The sequence below is a fragment of the Exiguobacterium sp. s39 genome (genome assembly GCF_018618925.1).
GTDB classification, from domain to species: domain Bacteria; phylum Bacillota; class Bacilli; order Exiguobacteriales; family Exiguobacteriaceae; genus Exiguobacterium_A; species Exiguobacterium_A abrahamii.
The window spans coordinates 1746093-1763153 of the sequence record NZ_JACSNA010000001.1 but is presented as its reverse complement, the minus strand read 5'-3'; the positions used below and the strand labels follow the sequence as shown (position 1 = coordinate 1763153).

Genomic DNA, 17061 nt, shown 5'->3' with positions numbered 1-17061 from the left:
GCGTTTGCTCTAAAACGCGCGCACTTTTTTTATTTTAGGAGGGACAGTTGTGATTCGTTTACAAGACGTAGGAAAGATTTATCGCTCAAAGCGCGGAGCGGTCGAAGCCGTCGCGAATGTCGATCTGACAATCGAGCGCGGTGAAATTTTTGGAATAATCGGTTATTCCGGAGCAGGGAAATCGACCCTGATCCGATTGCTGAATATGCTCGAAGCACCAACTAGTGGTTCGATCCAAATCGATGGTGTTGAGATGACATCACTGAAACCAAAAGAATTACGAGGCGTCCGCAAGAATGTCTCGATGGTCTTTCAGCACTTCAACTTACTATGGTCACGGACGGTTGAAGAGAACATCATGTTCCCACTCGAGCTCGGTGGCTTCCCGAAAGCACACCGCAAGGAACGGGTCGCGGAACTGATCCAACTCGTTGGTTTGGACGGACGCGAAAAAGCCTATCCGTCACAATTATCGGGTGGTCAAAAACAACGTGTCGGTATCGCTCGGGCACTGGCATCGAACCCGGACGTTCTCTTATGTGACGAGGCAACAAGTGCACTCGATCCGAAGACGACGGATTCAATCCTTGAGTTACTCGTCGACATCAATGAAAAACTGAAACTGACGATCGTCTTGATCACACACGAGATGCACGTCATTCAAAAAATCTGTCACCGGGTCGCCGTCATGGAAGCCGGTAAAATCGTCGAGCAAGGACCGGTCGCAGAAGTCTTCCGTCATCCGAAGCAAGCGATGACGAAGGAGTTCGTCAAACAATTGACGTCGCCTTCGGAAAACGAGTTGACGTTCGCGAAACTACGCGAACGGTACCCAACCGGAAAAATCGTTCAGTTGACGTTCGTCGGATCGACAGCGGAAAGCCCGATCCTCGCGGAAGTCATGAAGGATTCACCGGTCCTGTTCAACATCATCGGCGGAAACGTCGGTCAATCACAGGAAGGGGCACTCGGTACACTGTTCATTCAGTTGATCGGGGAAACAGAAGCAACACAAGCGGTCATCACGAAGCTTCAAGCCAGTGATGTTGAAGTGGAGGTGGATCACCGATGATTTCATTCTTTGACAACCTAGATTGGGACATGGTGTGGGAAGCGACAGGCAGTACCGTCTATATGACGGCAATCGCTGGGGTTTCGACATTCGTTCTCGGTTTGATCATTGGTTTACTATTGTATGCGACAAACGAAGAGTTATTGTTCAAGAATCGGGCGTTCTATTCAGTGTTGAGCTTGATCGTCAACGTCTTCCGTTCGATTCCGTTCATCATCTTACTGATCTTATTGATTCCATTTACGACAGCGATCGTCGGTTCGTTCCTCGGACCAACGGCAGCATTACCGGCACTGATTTTCGGTGCTGCACCATTTTACGGTCGGATGGTTGAACTCGCGTTACGCGAAGTCGATAAAGGTGTCATCGAGGCAGCTGAATCGATGGGGGCGACGAAGTTCCAAATCATCTATAAAGTCTTAATCCCGGAAGCGTTGCCTGCCATCGTTTCTGGTATCACGGTCACACTCGTCTCACTTGTCGGTTATACGGCAATGGCCGGAGTAGTCGGTGGAGGTGGACTTGGGGACATGGCCTTCATCGAAGGATTCCAGCGTTCTCAAAACGATGTCATCGTCATTGCGACACTCTTAATTTTAGCGATCGTCTTCGTCATCCAAATCATCGGTGACTTGCTGATCCGCGCAATCGATAAACGTTAATTCAAAACTTAATCATATTGGAGGAATCATTCATGAAAGTTTGGAAAAAATTCGTAGGTACTGCCGCTGTATCCGTTTTAGCAATCAGCCTTGCTGCATGTGGCGAAAAATCATCAGGATCAGGTAGCGACGACAAGACACTCGTCGTTGGTGCATCAAACGTACCGCACGCTGAGATTCTTGAGCACGTTAAAAAAGAATACGAAGCAAAAGGTTACAAACTTGAAATCAAGAAGTTCCAAGATTACGTACTTCCGAACAAAGCACTCGCTTCAAAAGAAATCGATGCGAACTACTTCCAGCACGTACCGTATCTTGAGCAACAAGAGAAAGAAAACAAATCGTATAAGTTCGCGAACGCAGGTGGCGTCCATGTTGAACCACTCGGTATTTACTCGAAGAAATACAAGTCACTCGATAAGTTACCAAACGGTGCAACGATCCTGACGAGCTCAAACGTCGCGGAACGGGGTCGTGTCTTGACGTTCCTTCAAAATGAAGGATTGATCAAACTCAAAGACGGTAAAACGACAGATGCACAACTCGGTGATATCGCGGAGAACCCGAAGAAACTCAAGTTCAAAACGAACATCGAAGCATCACTGCTTCCGCAAGCTTACAAAAACAATGAAGGCGACGCCGTCCTCATCAACACGAACTATGCGATCGATAACGGTCTGAACCCGTTGAAAGACGCGATCGCTTCAGAAGATGAGTCTTCACCATACGTCAACATCATCGTCACACGTGATGGCGATGAGAAAGACAAGCGTGTCACAGCACTTCTTGACGTTCTGCACGAAAAGAAAAACCAAGATTGGATCCTCGACAAGTACAAAGGTGCTGTCGTTCCAGTCAGCAAATAAGTTCACCGAAGCCGGCATCCTTCCTATATAATGGAAGGATGCTTTTCATTTGTCTGAAACAGGGGTTAGGGGGAATCATATGCAACGCATACGTCAACTGCATCCGTTGACACTCGGGGTCTTGTTCGGGACGTTTTTCTCGCGTCTCGGAACGTTCATCACGATGCCGTTCTTCGCCATCTACATGACGACCGTCCTGAAGTTTGATCCGGTCGATGTCGGCTGGGTCCTCAGTATTTCGGCGATCGCCAGTCTCGTCATGAGTTTCATCGGCGGTACCTTGTCGGACCGTTATGGAAGGCGGGCGATGATGCTTGCCGGAACGATTGGGTTCGCGGTCGTCTTCATCGCGCTAGCACAAGTCGAGACGTTCTGGGCGTTCTTTACGCTCAGTGCCTTGAACGGTGTCTGTCGCTCGATTTTTGAACCATCCGCCCGTGCCTTGATCAGTGATACGACGGACGAAGCGAACCGATTGTTCGTCTTCAATATCCGTTACGCGATGATCAACATCGCAGCAGCGATCGGACCGGGAATCGCTTTACTGCTGAGTGCGGGGAACACGTCCGCGACGTTTTACATCACGGCGTTCGTCTATATCGTGTACGGGGTGATGATCGGTATCTTATTCAAACGCCATCCGATCACCGAGACGCATGGTGGGAAAAAGGTCTCGTTCGGAGCAACGGTTCGTCTGTTGCGGACGGATATCGCCTTTACGCTGGCACTTGCCGGCATCATCTTCGGCGTCTTTGGCTACAGCCAGTTCAACTCGACCTTGCCACAGTTCTTGACGGAGACGTCACTCCTTGAAGGCGGGAAGACACTCTATGCGATCTTAATCACGATCAATGCGATCACCGTCTTAATCGTCCAATATCCGATCATGAAGTTTGGTGTCAAGACGTCACCACTCGTCTCGATCACGACCGGGATTGCGACTGTTGCGATCGGATTGTTCATCATGGGAAATGCGAACGCGATCTGGTTGATGATCGTCGCGATGTTCATCTTCACGTGCGGGGAAGTCATGATGTTCACGATGACCGACATCTTGACCGATCGGTTCGCGAAGCCGGAATTACGGGGCAGTTATTTCGGAGCGATGGGCTTGACGTCGATCGGACAATCAATCGGTCCGATCGCTGGAGGACATTTGTTAAGTTTATATGGAGCGGACCGTCCGTTACCGATTTTCGGGATATTAGCGGGCTTGACATTATTCGGAATACCACTGCTCTTACTGTCACAACGGATTCATCGGGCTTCGACGATCGAGGAACTCGAGGAACCGGTGAAACTTTCGAATGATTCTCAACAAAACGCATGATTTTGAGAAAAATCAGCGAGCGATGACGCTTGAATAATACGCGATGTTTCTTTAAGATTAGAATGATACTAAATTAGTAACGCTCGTGTTCTGAATCGTCAGTCACGAAATGAATAGATGGAGGGATTCTAACATGAAGGCTTCACACTTGAAGATTGAAGATCTACACGTCGCGATCGACGGCAAGGAAATCTTGAAAGGCGTCAACTTGGAAATCAAAGGCGGGGAAATCCACGCGGTCATGGGACCAAACGGGACAGGTAAATCAACACTCGCATCAGCATTGATGGGTCACCCATCGTATGAAGTGACATCTGGTTCAGTCACACTCGACGGCGAAGACGTCCTCGACATGGAAGTTGATGAGCGCGCACAAGCGGGTATGTTCCTCGCAATGCAGTACCCAAGCGAAATCAGTGGTGTCACGAACTCCGACTTCCTTCGTTCAGCGATCAACTCGCGTCGTGAAGAAGGCGATGAAATCTCACTCATGAAGTTCATCCGTGAGCTTGATTCACAAATGGGTCTTCTCGAGATGCCTTCAGAAATGGCACACCGTTACCTCAACGAAGGTTTCTCTGGTGGAGAAAAGAAACGTAACGAAATTCTTCAGATGATGATGCTTAAACCAGCAATCGCGATTCTTGATGAAATCGATTCAGGTCTTGATATCGATGCACTTAAAGTCGTCGCAAAAGGTGTCAACGAAATGCGTTCACCTGAATTCGGCTGCTTGATCATCACGCACTACCAACGTCTCTTGAACTATATCGAGCCAGACTTCATCCACATCATGATGGGCGGAAAAATCGTCATGTCTGGTGGTAAAGAACTCGCACACCGTCTCGAAGCAGAAGGTTATGACTGGGTTAAAAAAGAACTCGGCATCGAAGACGTCGAAATCGAAACAAAAGCGTAAGACGAGGGAGGAAGCATGATGACTGTAGAACTGAATCTTGCAGTAAATCGCGAGGCAGTGGCAGAACGTGCGACTCGCTTAGGGGAACCATCTTGGATGGTCGCAAAGCGTCAAGACGCGCTTGATCTTGCCCCAACGCTCGCATTGCCAAAAGTAGAAAAAATCAAGATCGAAGGCTGGAACTTCACAGAAGGTACGACGGAACTCGAAACCGTCACTGGTCTTTCTTCAGATATCGAAGCATTGATCGGCGAAAACCGTGATCATATGCTCGTCACGCGTAACGGACAACTCGTTCACGCGCAAAACAGTGAAGCGGCGAACGGCGTCATCTTCACGACGCTCGAAGACGCATTAAAACAACACCCGGAACTCGTCGAGAAGTACTTCATGACGGAAGGTGTTCAAGTGAACGAAGATCGTCTTGCGGCATTAAACGCAGCACTTCGCAACGGTGGTACGTTCCTTTATGTACCAAAAGGCGTCAAGCTTTCTGTACCAATGCAAGCGATCTACACGCTTGAGCAATCAGGCGCAGCACTTTACCATCACGCGATCATTGTCGCAGATGCAGACAGTGAACTGACGTATATCGAAAACTTCGTCTCTTACGGTGACGAAGCGCACAACGTTAACGTCGTCACAGAAGTCTTCGTCGAAGACAACGCAAAAGTTCTCTTCGGTGGTGTAGATACGCTCAGCAAGGGCGCGATCACGTATATGAACCGTCGTGGTGTCGTCAAACAAGGCGCGAAGCTCGAATGGGCACTCGGTCACATGAATGACGGTCACACGGTCACAGAAACAAAAACACACCTCGTCGGAAACGATTCGTTCTCAGATACGAAAGCCGTTACGGTCGGTCGTGGAGAGCAAAAACAAAACTTCAACGTCCGGACGGATCACTTCGGTAAAGGATCAGAAGGTTTCATCTTGATCCACGGTGTCCAAAAAGATTCAGCAACATCCATCTTCAACGGAACGTCGATGATTCATCACGGCGCTTCGAAATCAAACGGTGTTCAAACGGAACGTGTCCTCATGTTGTCTGAAAAGGCACGTGGTGATGCGAACCCAATCCTCTTGATCGATGAGGATGACGTCATGGCAGGACACGCGGCATCTGTCGGTCGTGTCGATGAACTACAACTCTACTACTTGATGAGCCGTGGCCTTTCACGGAAGGAAGCAGAACGCCTCGTCGTTCACGGATTCCTCCAGCCAGTCGTCTCGGAACTTGCGATTGACTCGGTGAAAGAACGTCTCGTTCAAGTCATCGAAGGGAAAGTAAACTAATATGGGAATCGATGCATCCATCCGCAATCAGTTTCCGATCCTCGACCAACAGGTCAACGACCGGAAACTCGTCTATCTCGATAGTGCGGCCTCGTCGCAGAAGCCGCTCGTCGTCATCAATGCGATTGACGACTACTATAAGACGATTCATTCGAATGTGCACCGTGGCGTCCATACGCTCGGAACACGAGCGACGGATGCGTACGAAGGTGCGCGTGAGAACGTTCGTCGTTTCATCCAGGCGCAACACCATGAAGAAATTATCTTTACCCGCGGCACGACGACGGCGATCAATATCGTCGCGTCTAGCTACGGCATGGAGCATGTCGAAGAAGGCGACGAGATCGTCGTCACGTACCTCGAACACCATGCGAATCTCATTCCGTGGCAACAAGTCGCTAAACGCAAAAAAGCGAAGTTGAAATACGTTGATTTGACAGCGGATGGTCGCGTGACGGTCGAAGCGGTCGAAGCACAACTGTCTGACCGGACGAAGATCGTCGCGATGGCACACGTCTCGAACGTTCTCGGTACAATCAATCCGATCAAAGAAGTCGCTCGTCTTGCGCACGCTCGCGGTGCCGTCATGGTCGTCGATGCTGCGCAAAGTGCACCGCACCAACGGATTAATGTCACGGATCTCGACTGTGACTTCCTCGCTTTCTCCGCACACAAGATGTGTGGTCCGACAGGCGTTGGTGTTCTTTACGGGAAAAAGGCATTACTCAATGCGATGGAACCGGTTGAATTCGGTGGTGAGATGATTGATTACGTTGGTCTTGAAGAGTCGACGTTCAAACCGTCTCCATATCGTTTCGAAGCGGGTACACCGATTATCGCAGGTGCCGTTGGTTTATCGGCAGCGATTGATTTCTTAGAAGAGATTGGTCTAGAGAACGTCGAAGCACACGAACGTGAACTCGCGCAGTACGCGATGGCACAAATGCGTGACATCGACGGACTCACGATTTACGGTCCGGAAGAACGCGTTGGACTCGTCACGTTCAATCTCGGTGATGTCCATGCACATGACGTCGCAACCGTCCTTGATATGCAGGGAATCGCGGTTCGCGCCGGTCACCATTGTGCACAGCCCCTGATGCGTTGGCTCGGAGCGAGCTCGACGGCTCGCGCTAGCTTCTATCTCTACAACACGAAAGAAGAGGTTGACGCACTCGTGACAGGACTTCGCCAAACGAAGGAGTATTTCAGTCATGGATTTTAACAATCTCGATCACTTGTATCGTCAAGTGATCATGGATCACTATAAAACTCCCCGAAATCGCGGTGCGATCGAGGGGGGCGTCACGATCGACATGAACAATCCGACGTGCGGCGATACGATTCGTCTCCAGCTCGCGATTGAAGACGATGTCGTCCGTGATGCGAAATTTGACGGGGAGGGCTGCTCGATCAGCATGGCGTCTGCTTCAATGATGACGCAACTCGTCAAAGGTAAGACTATCGAAGAAGCCTTACGACTCGCGGATATCTTTTCGGACATGGTCCAAGGAAAAGACTATGACGACGAATCGTTCGACCTCGGGGACGTCGAGGCACTCTCGGGTGTCACGAAATTCCCGGCACGGATCAAATGTGCGACACTTGCCTGGAAGGCGCTCGAACGCGGCGTAGAAGAAGGGAAGTAAACTTCGGTCACAAGCAAGTAAGAGGAGGAAATGAACATGGCAAAGAACATGCCGGAAATTGGCGATTATAAATATGGTTTCCACGATCGCGATATCTCGATCTTCCGTTCTGGACGTGGCTTGACGACTGAAGTCGTCGAAACGATCTCGAAAATGAAGGAAGAACCACAATGGATGCTTGATTTCCGTTTGAAATCACTTAAGATCTTCAACGAACAAGCGATGCCAGCGTGGGGTGGCGATCTCTCAGAATTGAACTTCGACGACATCACGTACTACGTCAAGCCGTCGGAACGTGCAGAGAAATCATGGGATGAAGTACCAGAAGAAATCAAACGTACGTTTGACAAACTCGGTATCCCAGAAGCAGAGCAAAAATACTTGGCAGGTGTCTCGGCTCAGTACGAGTCAGAAGTTGTCTACCACAACATGAAAGAAGACCTCGAAGAAATCGGTGTCGTCTTCAAAGATACAGATACAGCGTTAAAAGAGAACGAAGATATCTTCCGTGAGTACTTCGGAAAATTAATCCCGCCAACAGACAACAAGTTCGCAGCTTTGAACACAGCGGTCTGGTCAGGTGGATCGTTCATCTACGTACCAAAAGGTGTTAAAGTCGACACGCCGCTTCAAGCCTACTTCCGGATCAACTCGGAAAACATGGGTCAATTCGAGCGGACGTTGATCATCGTTGATGACGAAGCATCGGTTCACTACGTCGAAGGATGTACAGCACCGGTCTACACGACGAACTCGCTTCACTCAGCGGTCGTTGAGATCTTCATCAACAAAAACGCTTACTGCCGTTACACGACGATCCAAAACTGGGCGAACAACGTCTACAACCTCGTTACGAAGCGTGCGATCTGTGAAGCTGGTGCAACGATGGAATGGGTCGATGGTAACATCGGTTCGAAACTGACGATGAAATACCCAGCCGTCATCCTCAAAGGTGAAGGTTCACGTGGTATGACATTGTCAATCGCAATCGCTGGTAAAGGTCAACACCAAGATGCGGGTGCGAAGATGATTCACTTAGCACCGAACACATCGTCGACGATCGTCTCGAAGTCGATCTCAAAACACGGTGGTAAAGTCACGTACCGCGGTATCGTTCACTTTGGACGTAAAGCGACAGGTGCACGTTCGAACATCGAATGTGATACGCTCATCATGGATAACCAATCGACGTCGGATACGATTCCGTACAACGAAATCCTCAATGATAACATTTCGCTCGAGCACGAAGCGAAAGTCTCGAAGGTCTCGGAAGAGCAATTGTTCTACCTCATGAGCCGCGGGATCTCACAAGAGGAAGCAACGGAAATGATCGTCATGGGCTTCATCGAGCCATTCACGAAAGAACTTCCAATGGAATATGCGGTCGAAATGAACCGTCTCATCAAGTTCGAGATGGAAGGTTCAATCGGATAATTCGTCTTACTCTCTCATCTACGGATGAGGGAGTTTTTTTCATGAAATGGTTATTCGGGTAAAGAGTGAAAAAGGAGGGATTACTATGCGTGACATCGTCTATTCCTTTCAAGTCTCGCTCGACGGTTATATCGAAGATGCGTCAGGTAGGATCGATTTCGCTTCACCGGACGCGGAATTACATCAGTATTTCAATGACTACGAGAAAGCGTTCGATACTCATGTCTATGGACGTCGTTTGTACGAGATGATGCAATACTGGGAGACAGCGGATCAGGAAGACGAGCCGATTGTCGTTGAGTATGCGAAAACCTGGCAATCGCTTGAGAAGGTCGTCTTCTCGCGGACGCTTGATTCCGTCACAAGAAATGCGCGTCTAGCGAATCAGTCGCTTGCCGAGGAACTTCAAGCACTAAAAGCATTGCCTGGAAAACAGATTGCGATCGGTGGGGCGACGCTTGCTTCTGAAGCAATTGAGCTTGGACTCGTCGATCGCTATCATGTCGTGATCTACCCCGTTCTGCTCGGTAGTGGAAAACGGATGTTTCCGGTATTTGATCAACCACAGACGCTACGGTTAGTCGAAACACGCGTCTTTGCTTCCGGATGTATCGCGTTATCTTACGAAAAAATCTAGTCTTCACAAAAAAGAGTCTCTTATTTCAAAAGGGATTCTTTCAGATTAAAGACAAAGTGCAATTTTTCTCTAAAGAGAAGGATCGCGCTTTTTTTGTTCATCTCGAATCGTTTTCCTGGGACAAAGCATCACGTCGCTTCGCTTCGCTGCAGGGTCGCTCTTGCTTGTTTTTTCCCTAGGAAGCGATTTCGAGCGAACAAAAACACTTCTCTCTTTTTTCTTCAAGCTATTAAGAACAGAAAAGCAGTATGACATTTTAGCAGATGTGTATAAGACGAATCCTCATTTCAAAATAGATTCTTTTTCGTTACATCCGATAAAATTTGGATATTATCATTTAATTTGGACGAAAATAGATTATAATAACTTTTGTGAAAAAATCTATAAACATGATTAAGGTGTGAAAAAATGAAATTTTATCAAGAAATTCCTGTCATTCGATCAATTGCGGCAATCATGGTCGTCGCTGTCCATGTCATCGCCGGTCTTTACCATTCGAAAGGGGAATTCGAAAATGAAGCGATTGGTTACATCGATCAATTTTCCCGGATTGGTACGCCGATCTTTGCCATCATCAGTGCGTTTCTGTTGATGTCGATGGTCCAGCGCAAAGGATTTGATTTTGGAACATTCGTCAAGTCCCGTTTCTCTAAAATTTTCATTCCTTATTTGATTTGGAGCACGATTTACCTCGTGTATCGTTATCATGTAGAAGATAGTCTAAAGCCGGGTATGCCACTATCGGATTACTTCCTTTATGGAACGGCAAACTTCCATCTGTACTTCATTTTGACGGTGCTTCAGTTTTATGTCGTATTTCCGGTACTTGCACGACTTAAGAAAGGAACATTGCTACTTGTCGCGACAGTGGTGTCGATGGGTGTCAACTACTTCTGGCTGACTTCAGGAAGCTTAACGACGGACATCGAGTTTCTGGATCGACTCGTCAATAGCCGCTCCTTCTTACTTAACTGGATTGCCTATTTCATGATGGGGATTACATACGCCGTCTATTATGAAGAGATTCAGCAGATTTTAAAACGTCATCGGACGATCTTATTGCTGATCAGTGGATTGATCATCCTTGATATCTGGGTCAGCATCGATTTAGAGCGAACGTACACGTCGACGAATCTCTCGAATCTTGTCTACATCCCGTTCGTCCTTGTCGTCTTGAACTACGTCTTCCGCCGTGTCCAGACGGATGCGACAGCGATGCGCATCTTCCAGACGATCGGAACACATTCGATGGGCATTTACCTAATTCACCCGCTCGTCATTCGCGGAATCGGTCGGACGGATCTCTTCGCTTACTTCGACTCTGCGAGTATGTTCATTTGTGCGATGATCGTCACGCTTGCGGCTTCGATTTCTGTCTCTTATGTGATCAGTCTATTGCCGTACGGAAACTATATCGTTCCGGTTCCAAAACGAAGAGCTCCTGCTCCGAAAATCGTCGAGGCACAGTCTACTGCTTCATGATGAGAACGGTGACTAGGCATCCTTTTCCTTCCTGCATGAGTAGGGAGGGGAGGGATGTCTTTTTTCTGAAAAAAGAGTGTTTGCTTAGGAAGCATCGAAGAAGAAATCCCGGATTCTGCTATGCTATGATGAATAGGTAGAATAGAACACACGAGGGGGAAGAGAGCATGATATATATCGGTGTCACGGGCTGGGGAGATCATGATAGTCTCTACTTGACCCCGCAAGATCGTAAAGAGAAACTGGCTGCTTATGCCGGTCATTTTCCAGCGGTCGAAGTCGACTCGACATTCTATGCGATTCAACCGGAACGAAACTATGAGAAATGGGTATCCGAGACGCCGGATGGGTTTCGCTTCATCGTCAAGGTTCACCGGGCGATGAGTGGGCACGACCGGGACAACAAAGATCCGCTCGGACCAATTTTTGAACAATATATCGCGTCGATCGAACCGATGCGAAAGAGTGGAAAGATTGCGGCGATCCTCGTGCAGTTGCCGCCTTGGTTCGATGTCAGCAAAATGCACTTGGAATATTTGCAAACGATCCGAAAATCACTTGCTGGACTGCCGGTCGCGATCGAGTTCCGGAATCCATCGTGGTATTCAGATGTTTATCGTGAGCGGACGCTCCGTTTTTTGAAGGAACATCAGTTCATTCATACGATTTGTGACGAACCGCAGACGGAAGATGGTTCCGTACCATTCGTACCGGTCGTGACGCAGGAGACGGCATTCATCCGCCTCCACGGACGAAATAAAGCCGGTTGGTTAAAGAAACCCGGTCAAAGCAGCGAAGATTGGCGAAAAGTCCGCTGTCTCTATCGGTATTCGGAAGACGAGCTACAAGAACTCGCAAGTCACGTCCGCGACGTTGCAGCGGAAGCAAAGGATGTCTATGTCTTTTTTAATAACAACTCAGCAGGAGATGCTGCCCCGAATGCGAAACGATTAATCGAGATTCTCGATCTCGACTATGAACTCGCGCCGCGACAAATCTCTTTGTTCTAAATCATCAAGGGGGGCTTCTGCATGAAGTTACACATCATTCACTATAATGATTTGCACTCACACTTCGATATGTGGCCTCGCTACATGTCCTTCGTCAAGGAACACCGGACGTACGATTCGCTCGTTTTTGATCTCGGCGATCATGCGGACCGTGTGGATCCAGCGACGGAAGCAACAAAAGGAAAAATCAATACGCATTTATTGAATGCGTTGATGCCGACCGCAGTGACGATCGGGAACAATGAAGGCATCACGTTTCCACATGACTGGTTAGCGAATCTCTACATGGAAGCGGACTTTCCGGTCCTCGTCTCGAATTTAGAAGCGCCGTTTGCCGAACAAGGTGTCATTCACGAATTACCGACTGGCAAAGTCGGCGTCTTTGGTCTGACGGCACCGTATATTGAACTATACGGTTTACTTGGTTGGACGATCGAAGAACCGTTTGACGTCGCAGCGCGTGAAATCGAGCGTTTGCGCCAAGAAGTCGACGTCTTGATTTGCTTAAGTCACCTCGGTTTCTATCAAGACGAAGAACTGGCGATGCGTTTTCCGGAACTTGATTTGATCATCGGTGCGCATACACATCATGTCCTTGATGACGGTGTCGTTAAGAATGGTGTCTTGATCACGCAAGCGGGAAAACATGGACAATATGCAGGTGAGATCTACATGAATACGGATACGGGTGAGAAGGAAGCGGTCCTTCACTCCTTGCACGATTACGCCGAGGATGAAGCGACGGCAAAATTGCTCGACCGGGAACAATATCTCGCGGAACAACAGATGAAGGAGCCGATTGGCGAGACATCGGGTCTAGCCAATGACTGGTTCAGCGAGTCGCCATTCTCACAATTGCTTGTCGAGACGATGCGCGACTGGTGTGATGCGGATATCGCTTGTGTCCCGGCAGGCATTCTGCTTGGGTCACTTCCACCAGGTCCTGTCTCTGCCTTTGATTTACATCGACTCTGTCCGCACCCGATCAATCCCTGTAAAGTGACGATGACCGGTGTGGAAGTCCAAACTTTCCTCGACGAAGTCAGAACAGATCAGTTCGAACAACTAAAGGTTCGTGGTCTCGGTTTCCGTGGTAAGTTGATGGGGCGGATGCATTATGCTGGTTTGGCGGAACATCAACCGCTTGAGCCAACGCGAAACTATACGGTCGTCTTGCCGGATATGTTCACATTCGGTCCACTCTTCCCAGCGATCAAAGAAATGCCAAAAGAATATTTCATGCCGGAATTGTTACGGGATTTGTTGTTCAAACGCTTATCGGAGAAGTCGGAATATAATGAATTGCCTGTTCGCAAACCCTGATTGTTTGTTATACTAAAGCAGACATTAATTGACTTTTTGGGGATGAAGGGGGAAGCGAAACCATGGGACGCGGAGAAATCCAACGTAAACCGGAATGGTTGAAAATCAAGCTGAATACGAATGAAACCTACACAGAATTAAAAAGTATGATGCGCGAGAAAAAGCTACATACTGTCTGTGAGGAAGCAAAGTGTCCGAATATCCACGAGTGTTGGGCGGTACGCCGGACGGCGACGTTCATGATTCTTGGAAGTATCTGTACACGTGCGTGCCGTTTTTGCGCCGTGACGACAGGACGTCCAAACGAACTCGATCTCGAAGAACCAAAACGTGTCGCGGAATCCGTTCGTTTGATGAACCTGAAGCACGCGGTCATCACAGCGGTTGCTCGTGACGATCTGAATGATTTCGGAGCAGGCGTTTACGCTGAAACTGTCCGTGAAGTGCGTCGGATGAACCCAGAGACATCAATCGAAGTCTTGCCTTCAGATATGGGCGGGAACTTTGAGGCATTGAAAACGCTGATCGATGCACAACCAGACATCATGAACCACAACATCGAGACGGTCCGCCGTCTGACGCCGACCGTTCGTGCGAAAGCAACTTACGACCGGACGCTTGAATTCCTTCGTCGTTCGAAGGAACTCGCACCTGAAATTCCAACGAAGTCGAGCTTGATGCTTGGTCTTGGTGAGACATGGGAAGAGATTCTTGAAACGATGGATGATCTTCGCGCAAATAACGTCGACATCATGACGATCGGTCAGTATCTCCAACCGACGAAAAAACACCTCGACGTCATCAAATACTATACACCACAAGAGTTCGCTGAACTGAAGCAGATCGCCCTCAGCAAAGGGTTCTCGCACTGTGAGGCAGGTCCACTCGTTCGTTCGTCGTATCACGCGGATGAGCAAGTCAACGCAGCGAAAAAGAATAAAACAGCACTTCCGATCGACTAATGATCAAAAACCGTCCGAGCAGTTGCTCGGACGGTTTTTCGTCTGCCAGGCGAAATGGAATATGCTATGATAAGAACAGCAGGAGGTGGGAATAATGATACAAGTCAATCGGGAACGTTATGAGGTCGTCGAAGAGAAGCGCGAAGGTTTTAATGAGGAAGCCTTCATCGGTCGTTTTAGCGACGTCCTTGAGAAATATGATTATATCGTGGGGGACTGGGGGCACGGTCAATTACGGCTACGTGGCTTCTATGAGGATCAACACGAGAAAGCGACATTCGATACGAAGATTTCGCATGTGGCGGATTATCTCTACGAATACTGTAACTTCGGATGTGCCTACTTCATCGTCAAGAAGATCGGATTGGTAGAAGGAGAAGAAGCACCACCTCGCTTCGACGGTTCTTCATCCAATACGTTGAAGTTGAAACGGAAGTTCGCACCTGCACCAGAGAAGACGGAAAGCGAGTAATCAAACTGTCATACAGAAAAGCGTTTCTAGTGGACGGAATTCGGCTATTACTATAAGTATCATGTACCTATAGGGGGAACTATCCATGCGAATCGTTGGAATTTACTCATCCGTACCAGAAGTCGTCAGTGCCGTGCACGATCTCCGTGTTGCCGGTGTCGTCTCGACTGATTTAAAAGTTTTAGCGCACGACAAATACGATCTCGAACAAATCGAGGAATTGGCGGATTTGAACAACCAACAGACATCTACGCGTCTGTCACAGGAAGATCATCGCAATCTCTGGCAGGAAATCAAAAGTATCTTCAAAAAGGATGATACGGCTTCTCATGGCGACGCGATTCATGGAAGTGGCTTGACGAAGGAAGACGTTGATCGTGCAAATCATGCGGTCGAAAGCGGTCAATTCGTATTACTCGTCGGTGATGAAGCAGACCAGCATTCAGAGCGTCGTGCCCATGACGAGTCAGACAATACGAACGTCTTCAGCGGACCGAACACACTAAATGAACGAAACGATCGTCTCTTATAAGAAAAAGCCTTCGTCCGCGGACGAAGGCTTTTTTCATAGACCGATATAAGCGCGCAGATACATCTCGAGTTCCGTTGCCGCATCGTCTTCGACGTCAAACGCCGTCGCGATGTAGCCAGGTTCATCAAAATCGTCCGCACCGATGATCGCATAGCGATTCGATAAGAGATTCAAGACGAGAATCTTACCGTAAAAATGCTCCGAGTGGGTGATGGCGAGATCAAACCGACTGGCTTCTCCAATCCAACTGACGAAGCGTGTCTTCGTTTGTTCGACATCATCATATAAAAAATCACGTTCTTCCATCATTCAGCTTCCCTCATTTCCCTAACATCTGTTTCAGATTAAAGGGTTTGGGGGACTTTTTGCAAGTATGGTTTACGCGATAAGCTATGCTCGGCGATGACTTTTCGAATCGTCCGTGTCTTTGAACGCATGACGAGGGATGTCGTCTCAACGATATCATCCGTCAAGAACTTAACGCCATCGAGCATTTCGCCCGTCGTGACACCGGTCGCAGCAAAGATACAATCGTCGCTTTTAATAAGGTCATCAAGCGTCAAGAGTTGAAGCGGATCTTCAAGCCCCATCCGGATGACACGAGCGGTTTCTTCTTCGTTCATCGGATGTAAACGTGCCTGCATGTCGCCGCCCATTGCTTTGACGGCAGCAGCCGTGATGACACCTTCAGGAGCACCACCTGTTCCGATGAAGATATCGATTCCTGTCGCAGGAGAGAGTGGTGCGATTCCAGCTGAGACATCGCCGTCTTCAAATAGACGAACCCGTGCGCCCATCCGCATCGCAGCTTCGCGGAAGTGATCGTGACGTGGGCGGTCTTGCATAATGACAGTGACATCCTCAATCCGTTTATTGTTGTATTGAGCTGCTTTTTCAATGATGACTTCAAGTGGATCGTCGAGCGAGACGTGCCCTTTTAAGTTCGGTCCAACTGTTAATTTATCCATATACATATCCGGTGCGTGGAGCAGGGCACCTTGATCGGCGACGGCGATGACGACCATCGCATTACCGAGACCTTTGGCAACGATATTCGTACCTTCGAGCGGGTCGACGGCGATGTCAACGATTGGACCGTTTGCTGTTCCGACACGTTCGCCGATGAAGAGCATCGGTGCTTCGTCGAGTTCGCCTTCACCGATGACGACCGTTCCGTTCATGTTGACCGTGTTCAAGACTTCGCGCATCGCAGTCGTTGCTGCATCATCCGCTTCATTTTTCTTACCGCGACCAATCCATTGAGCAGAAGCTAATGCTGCTGCTTCCGTAGCGCGTACGATTTCCAGTGCGAGTTCCCGTTCCATGTATATAACCTCCACGTCACCAATGTGACATACTATTTTCAGTAAAAATCTAAATTGAGGATAACACATTGGGGAATGCGATGCAAATGA

The 17061-nt window shown here is 48.6% G+C and carries 18 protein-coding genes; 16 read left to right on the top strand and 2 right to left on the bottom strand.

The features are described from left to right. Positions 1 to 49: 49 nt before the first annotated feature. From KNQ11_RS09220 to KNQ11_RS09145, 16 genes are all read left to right on the top strand, one after another. Entirely contained in the window at positions 50 to 1072 is a 1023-nt protein-coding gene (locus tag KNQ11_RS09220) for a methionine ABC transporter ATP-binding protein (RefSeq protein ID WP_023469162.1), read from the top strand. Continuing rightward, on the top strand, positions 1069 to 1734 hold the full coding sequence (locus tag KNQ11_RS09215) for a methionine ABC transporter permease (protein WP_064299452.1): 666 nt from the start codon (positions 1069 to 1071) through the stop codon (positions 1732 to 1734). Before KNQ11_RS09220 ends, KNQ11_RS09215 begins: the two co-directional genes overlap by 4 nt. 32 nt (positions 1735 to 1766) lie before the next feature. Beyond that, entirely contained in the window at positions 1767 to 2600 is an 834-nt protein-coding gene (locus KNQ11_RS09210; protein WP_050678660.1) for a MetQ/NlpA family ABC transporter substrate-binding protein, read from the top strand. A 79-nt stretch (positions 2601 to 2679) separates the two neighbouring features. Continuing rightward, positions 2680 to 3930 carry an MDR family MFS transporter gene (locus KNQ11_RS09205; RefSeq protein ID WP_214771212.1) on the top strand — a complete coding sequence of 417 codons (1251 nt, stop codon included), beginning with the start codon at positions 2680 to 2682 and terminating at the stop codon, positions 3928 to 3930. A 133-nt stretch (positions 3931 to 4063) separates the two neighbouring features. Next, positions 4064 to 4849, top strand: a complete 786-nt coding sequence (sufC, locus tag KNQ11_RS09200) for a Fe-S cluster assembly ATPase SufC (protein WP_023469158.1) — start codon at positions 4064 to 4066, stop codon at positions 4847 to 4849. Positions 4850 to 4867: 18 nt separating this feature from the next. Then, a complete protein-coding gene (gene sufD / locus KNQ11_RS09195) occupies positions 4868 to 6145 on the top strand; it encodes a Fe-S cluster assembly protein SufD (protein ID WP_047393415.1) in 1278 nt (425 codons plus the stop codon). A gap of 1 nt (position 6146) precedes the next feature. After that, on the top strand, positions 6147 to 7370 hold the full coding sequence (locus KNQ11_RS09190; protein WP_035396382.1) for a cysteine desulfurase: 1224 nt from the start codon (positions 6147 to 6149) through the stop codon (positions 7368 to 7370). After that, the gene (gene sufU, locus KNQ11_RS09185; protein ID WP_023469155.1) at positions 7360 to 7794 is read left to right on the top strand and encodes a Fe-S cluster assembly sulfur transfer protein SufU; all 435 of its coding nucleotides are present in this window, start codon (positions 7360 to 7362) and stop codon (positions 7792 to 7794) included. The genes KNQ11_RS09190 and sufU overlap by 11 nt, the downstream gene beginning before the upstream one ends. 36 nt (positions 7795 to 7830) lie before the next feature. After that, positions 7831 to 9228 (top strand): Fe-S cluster assembly protein SufB, encoded by a 1398-nt coding sequence (gene sufB / locus KNQ11_RS09180; protein ID WP_023469154.1) that lies wholly within the window; start codon positions 7831 to 7833, stop codon positions 9226 to 9228. Positions 9229 to 9313: 85 nt separating this feature from the next. Beyond that, positions 9314 to 9865 carry a dihydrofolate reductase family protein gene (locus tag KNQ11_RS09175; RefSeq protein ID WP_214723859.1) on the top strand — a complete coding sequence of 184 codons (552 nt, stop codon included), beginning with the start codon at positions 9314 to 9316 and terminating at the stop codon, positions 9863 to 9865. 408 nt (positions 9866 to 10273) lie between these two features. Then, positions 10274 to 11347, top strand: a complete 1074-nt coding sequence (locus tag KNQ11_RS09170; RefSeq protein WP_214723857.1) for an acyltransferase — start codon at positions 10274 to 10276, stop codon at positions 11345 to 11347. Positions 11348 to 11514: 167 nt separating this feature from the next. After that, on the top strand, positions 11515 to 12357 hold the full coding sequence (locus tag KNQ11_RS09165; RefSeq protein WP_133207652.1) for a DUF72 domain-containing protein: 843 nt from the start codon (positions 11515 to 11517) through the stop codon (positions 12355 to 12357). Positions 12358 to 12378: 21 nt separating this feature from the next. Next, entirely contained in the window at positions 12379 to 13680 is a 1302-nt protein-coding gene (locus tag KNQ11_RS09160) for a bifunctional metallophosphatase/5'-nucleotidase (RefSeq protein WP_214771209.1), read from the top strand. Positions 13681 to 13742: 62 nt separating this feature from the next. Continuing rightward, positions 13743 to 14642 (top strand): lipoyl synthase, encoded by a 900-nt coding sequence (lipA, locus tag KNQ11_RS09155; protein ID WP_023469150.1) that lies wholly within the window; start codon positions 13743 to 13745, stop codon positions 14640 to 14642. Between the two features lie 94 nt (positions 14643 to 14736). Beyond that, positions 14737 to 15114 (top strand): YutD family protein, encoded by a 378-nt coding sequence (locus KNQ11_RS09150; RefSeq protein WP_023469149.1) that lies wholly within the window; start codon positions 14737 to 14739, stop codon positions 15112 to 15114. 85 nt (positions 15115 to 15199) lie between these two features. Continuing rightward, positions 15200 to 15646 (top strand): general stress protein, encoded by a 447-nt coding sequence (locus KNQ11_RS09145; protein ID WP_029342422.1) that lies wholly within the window; start codon positions 15200 to 15202, stop codon positions 15644 to 15646. 33 nt (positions 15647 to 15679) lie between these two features. Here the strand turns inward: KNQ11_RS09145 and KNQ11_RS09140 are convergent, their stop codons facing one another. Both KNQ11_RS09140 and glpX read right to left on the bottom strand, forming a co-directional pair. Next, positions 15680 to 15955 carry a DUF3055 domain-containing protein gene (locus KNQ11_RS09140; protein WP_023469147.1) on the bottom strand — a complete coding sequence of 92 codons (276 nt, stop codon included), beginning with the start codon at positions 15953 to 15955 and terminating at the stop codon, positions 15680 to 15682. 35 nt (positions 15956 to 15990) lie between these two features. Continuing rightward, on the bottom strand, positions 15991 to 16971 hold the full coding sequence (gene glpX / locus KNQ11_RS09135; RefSeq protein ID WP_029342420.1) for a class II fructose-bisphosphatase: 981 nt from the start codon (positions 16969 to 16971) through the stop codon (positions 15991 to 15993). Between the last annotated feature and the right edge of the window lie 90 nt (positions 16972 to 17061).

Coding starts and splice junctions, on each gene's coding strand:
- KNQ11_RS09165 (WP_133207652.1), top strand. CDS start 11,515: ATGATATATATCGGTGTCACGGGCTGGGGAGATCATGATAGTCTCTAC.
- KNQ11_RS09170 (WP_214723857.1), top strand. CDS start 10,274: ATGAAATTTTATCAAGAAATTCCTGTCATTCGATCAATTGCGGCAATC.
- sufD (WP_047393415.1), top strand. CDS start 4,868: ATGACTGTAGAACTGAATCTTGCAGTAAATCGCGAGGCAGTGGCAGAA.
- KNQ11_RS09150 (WP_023469149.1), top strand. CDS start 14,737: ATGATACAAGTCAATCGGGAACGTTATGAGGTCGTCGAAGAGAAGCGC.
- KNQ11_RS09205 (WP_214771212.1), top strand. CDS start 2,680: ATGCAACGCATACGTCAACTGCATCCGTTGACACTCGGGGTCTTGTTC.
- KNQ11_RS09175 (WP_214723859.1), top strand. CDS start 9,314: ATGCGTGACATCGTCTATTCCTTTCAAGTCTCGCTCGACGGTTATATC.
- sufC (WP_023469158.1), top strand. CDS start 4,064: ATGAAGGCTTCACACTTGAAGATTGAAGATCTACACGTCGCGATCGAC.
- glpX (WP_029342420.1), bottom strand. CDS start 16,971: ATGGAACGGGAACTCGCACTGGAAATCGTACGCGCTACGGAAGCAGCA.
- KNQ11_RS09190 (WP_035396382.1), top strand. CDS start 6,147: ATGGGAATCGATGCATCCATCCGCAATCAGTTTCCGATCCTCGACCAA.
- KNQ11_RS09145 (WP_029342422.1), top strand. CDS start 15,200: ATGCGAATCGTTGGAATTTACTCATCCGTACCAGAAGTCGTCAGTGCC.
- KNQ11_RS09140 (WP_023469147.1), bottom strand. CDS start 15,955: ATGATGGAAGAACGTGATTTTTTATATGATGATGTCGAACAAACGAAG.
- KNQ11_RS09210 (WP_050678660.1), top strand. CDS start 1,767: ATGAAAGTTTGGAAAAAATTCGTAGGTACTGCCGCTGTATCCGTTTTA.
- KNQ11_RS09215 (WP_064299452.1), top strand. CDS start 1,069: ATGATTTCATTCTTTGACAACCTAGATTGGGACATGGTGTGGGAAGCG.
- sufU (WP_023469155.1), top strand. CDS start 7,360: ATGGATTTTAACAATCTCGATCACTTGTATCGTCAAGTGATCATGGAT.
- sufB (WP_023469154.1), top strand. CDS start 7,831: ATGGCAAAGAACATGCCGGAAATTGGCGATTATAAATATGGTTTCCAC.
- KNQ11_RS09160 (WP_214771209.1), top strand. CDS start 12,379: ATGAAGTTACACATCATTCACTATAATGATTTGCACTCACACTTCGAT.
- lipA (WP_023469150.1), top strand. CDS start 13,743: ATGGGACGCGGAGAAATCCAACGTAAACCGGAATGGTTGAAAATCAAG.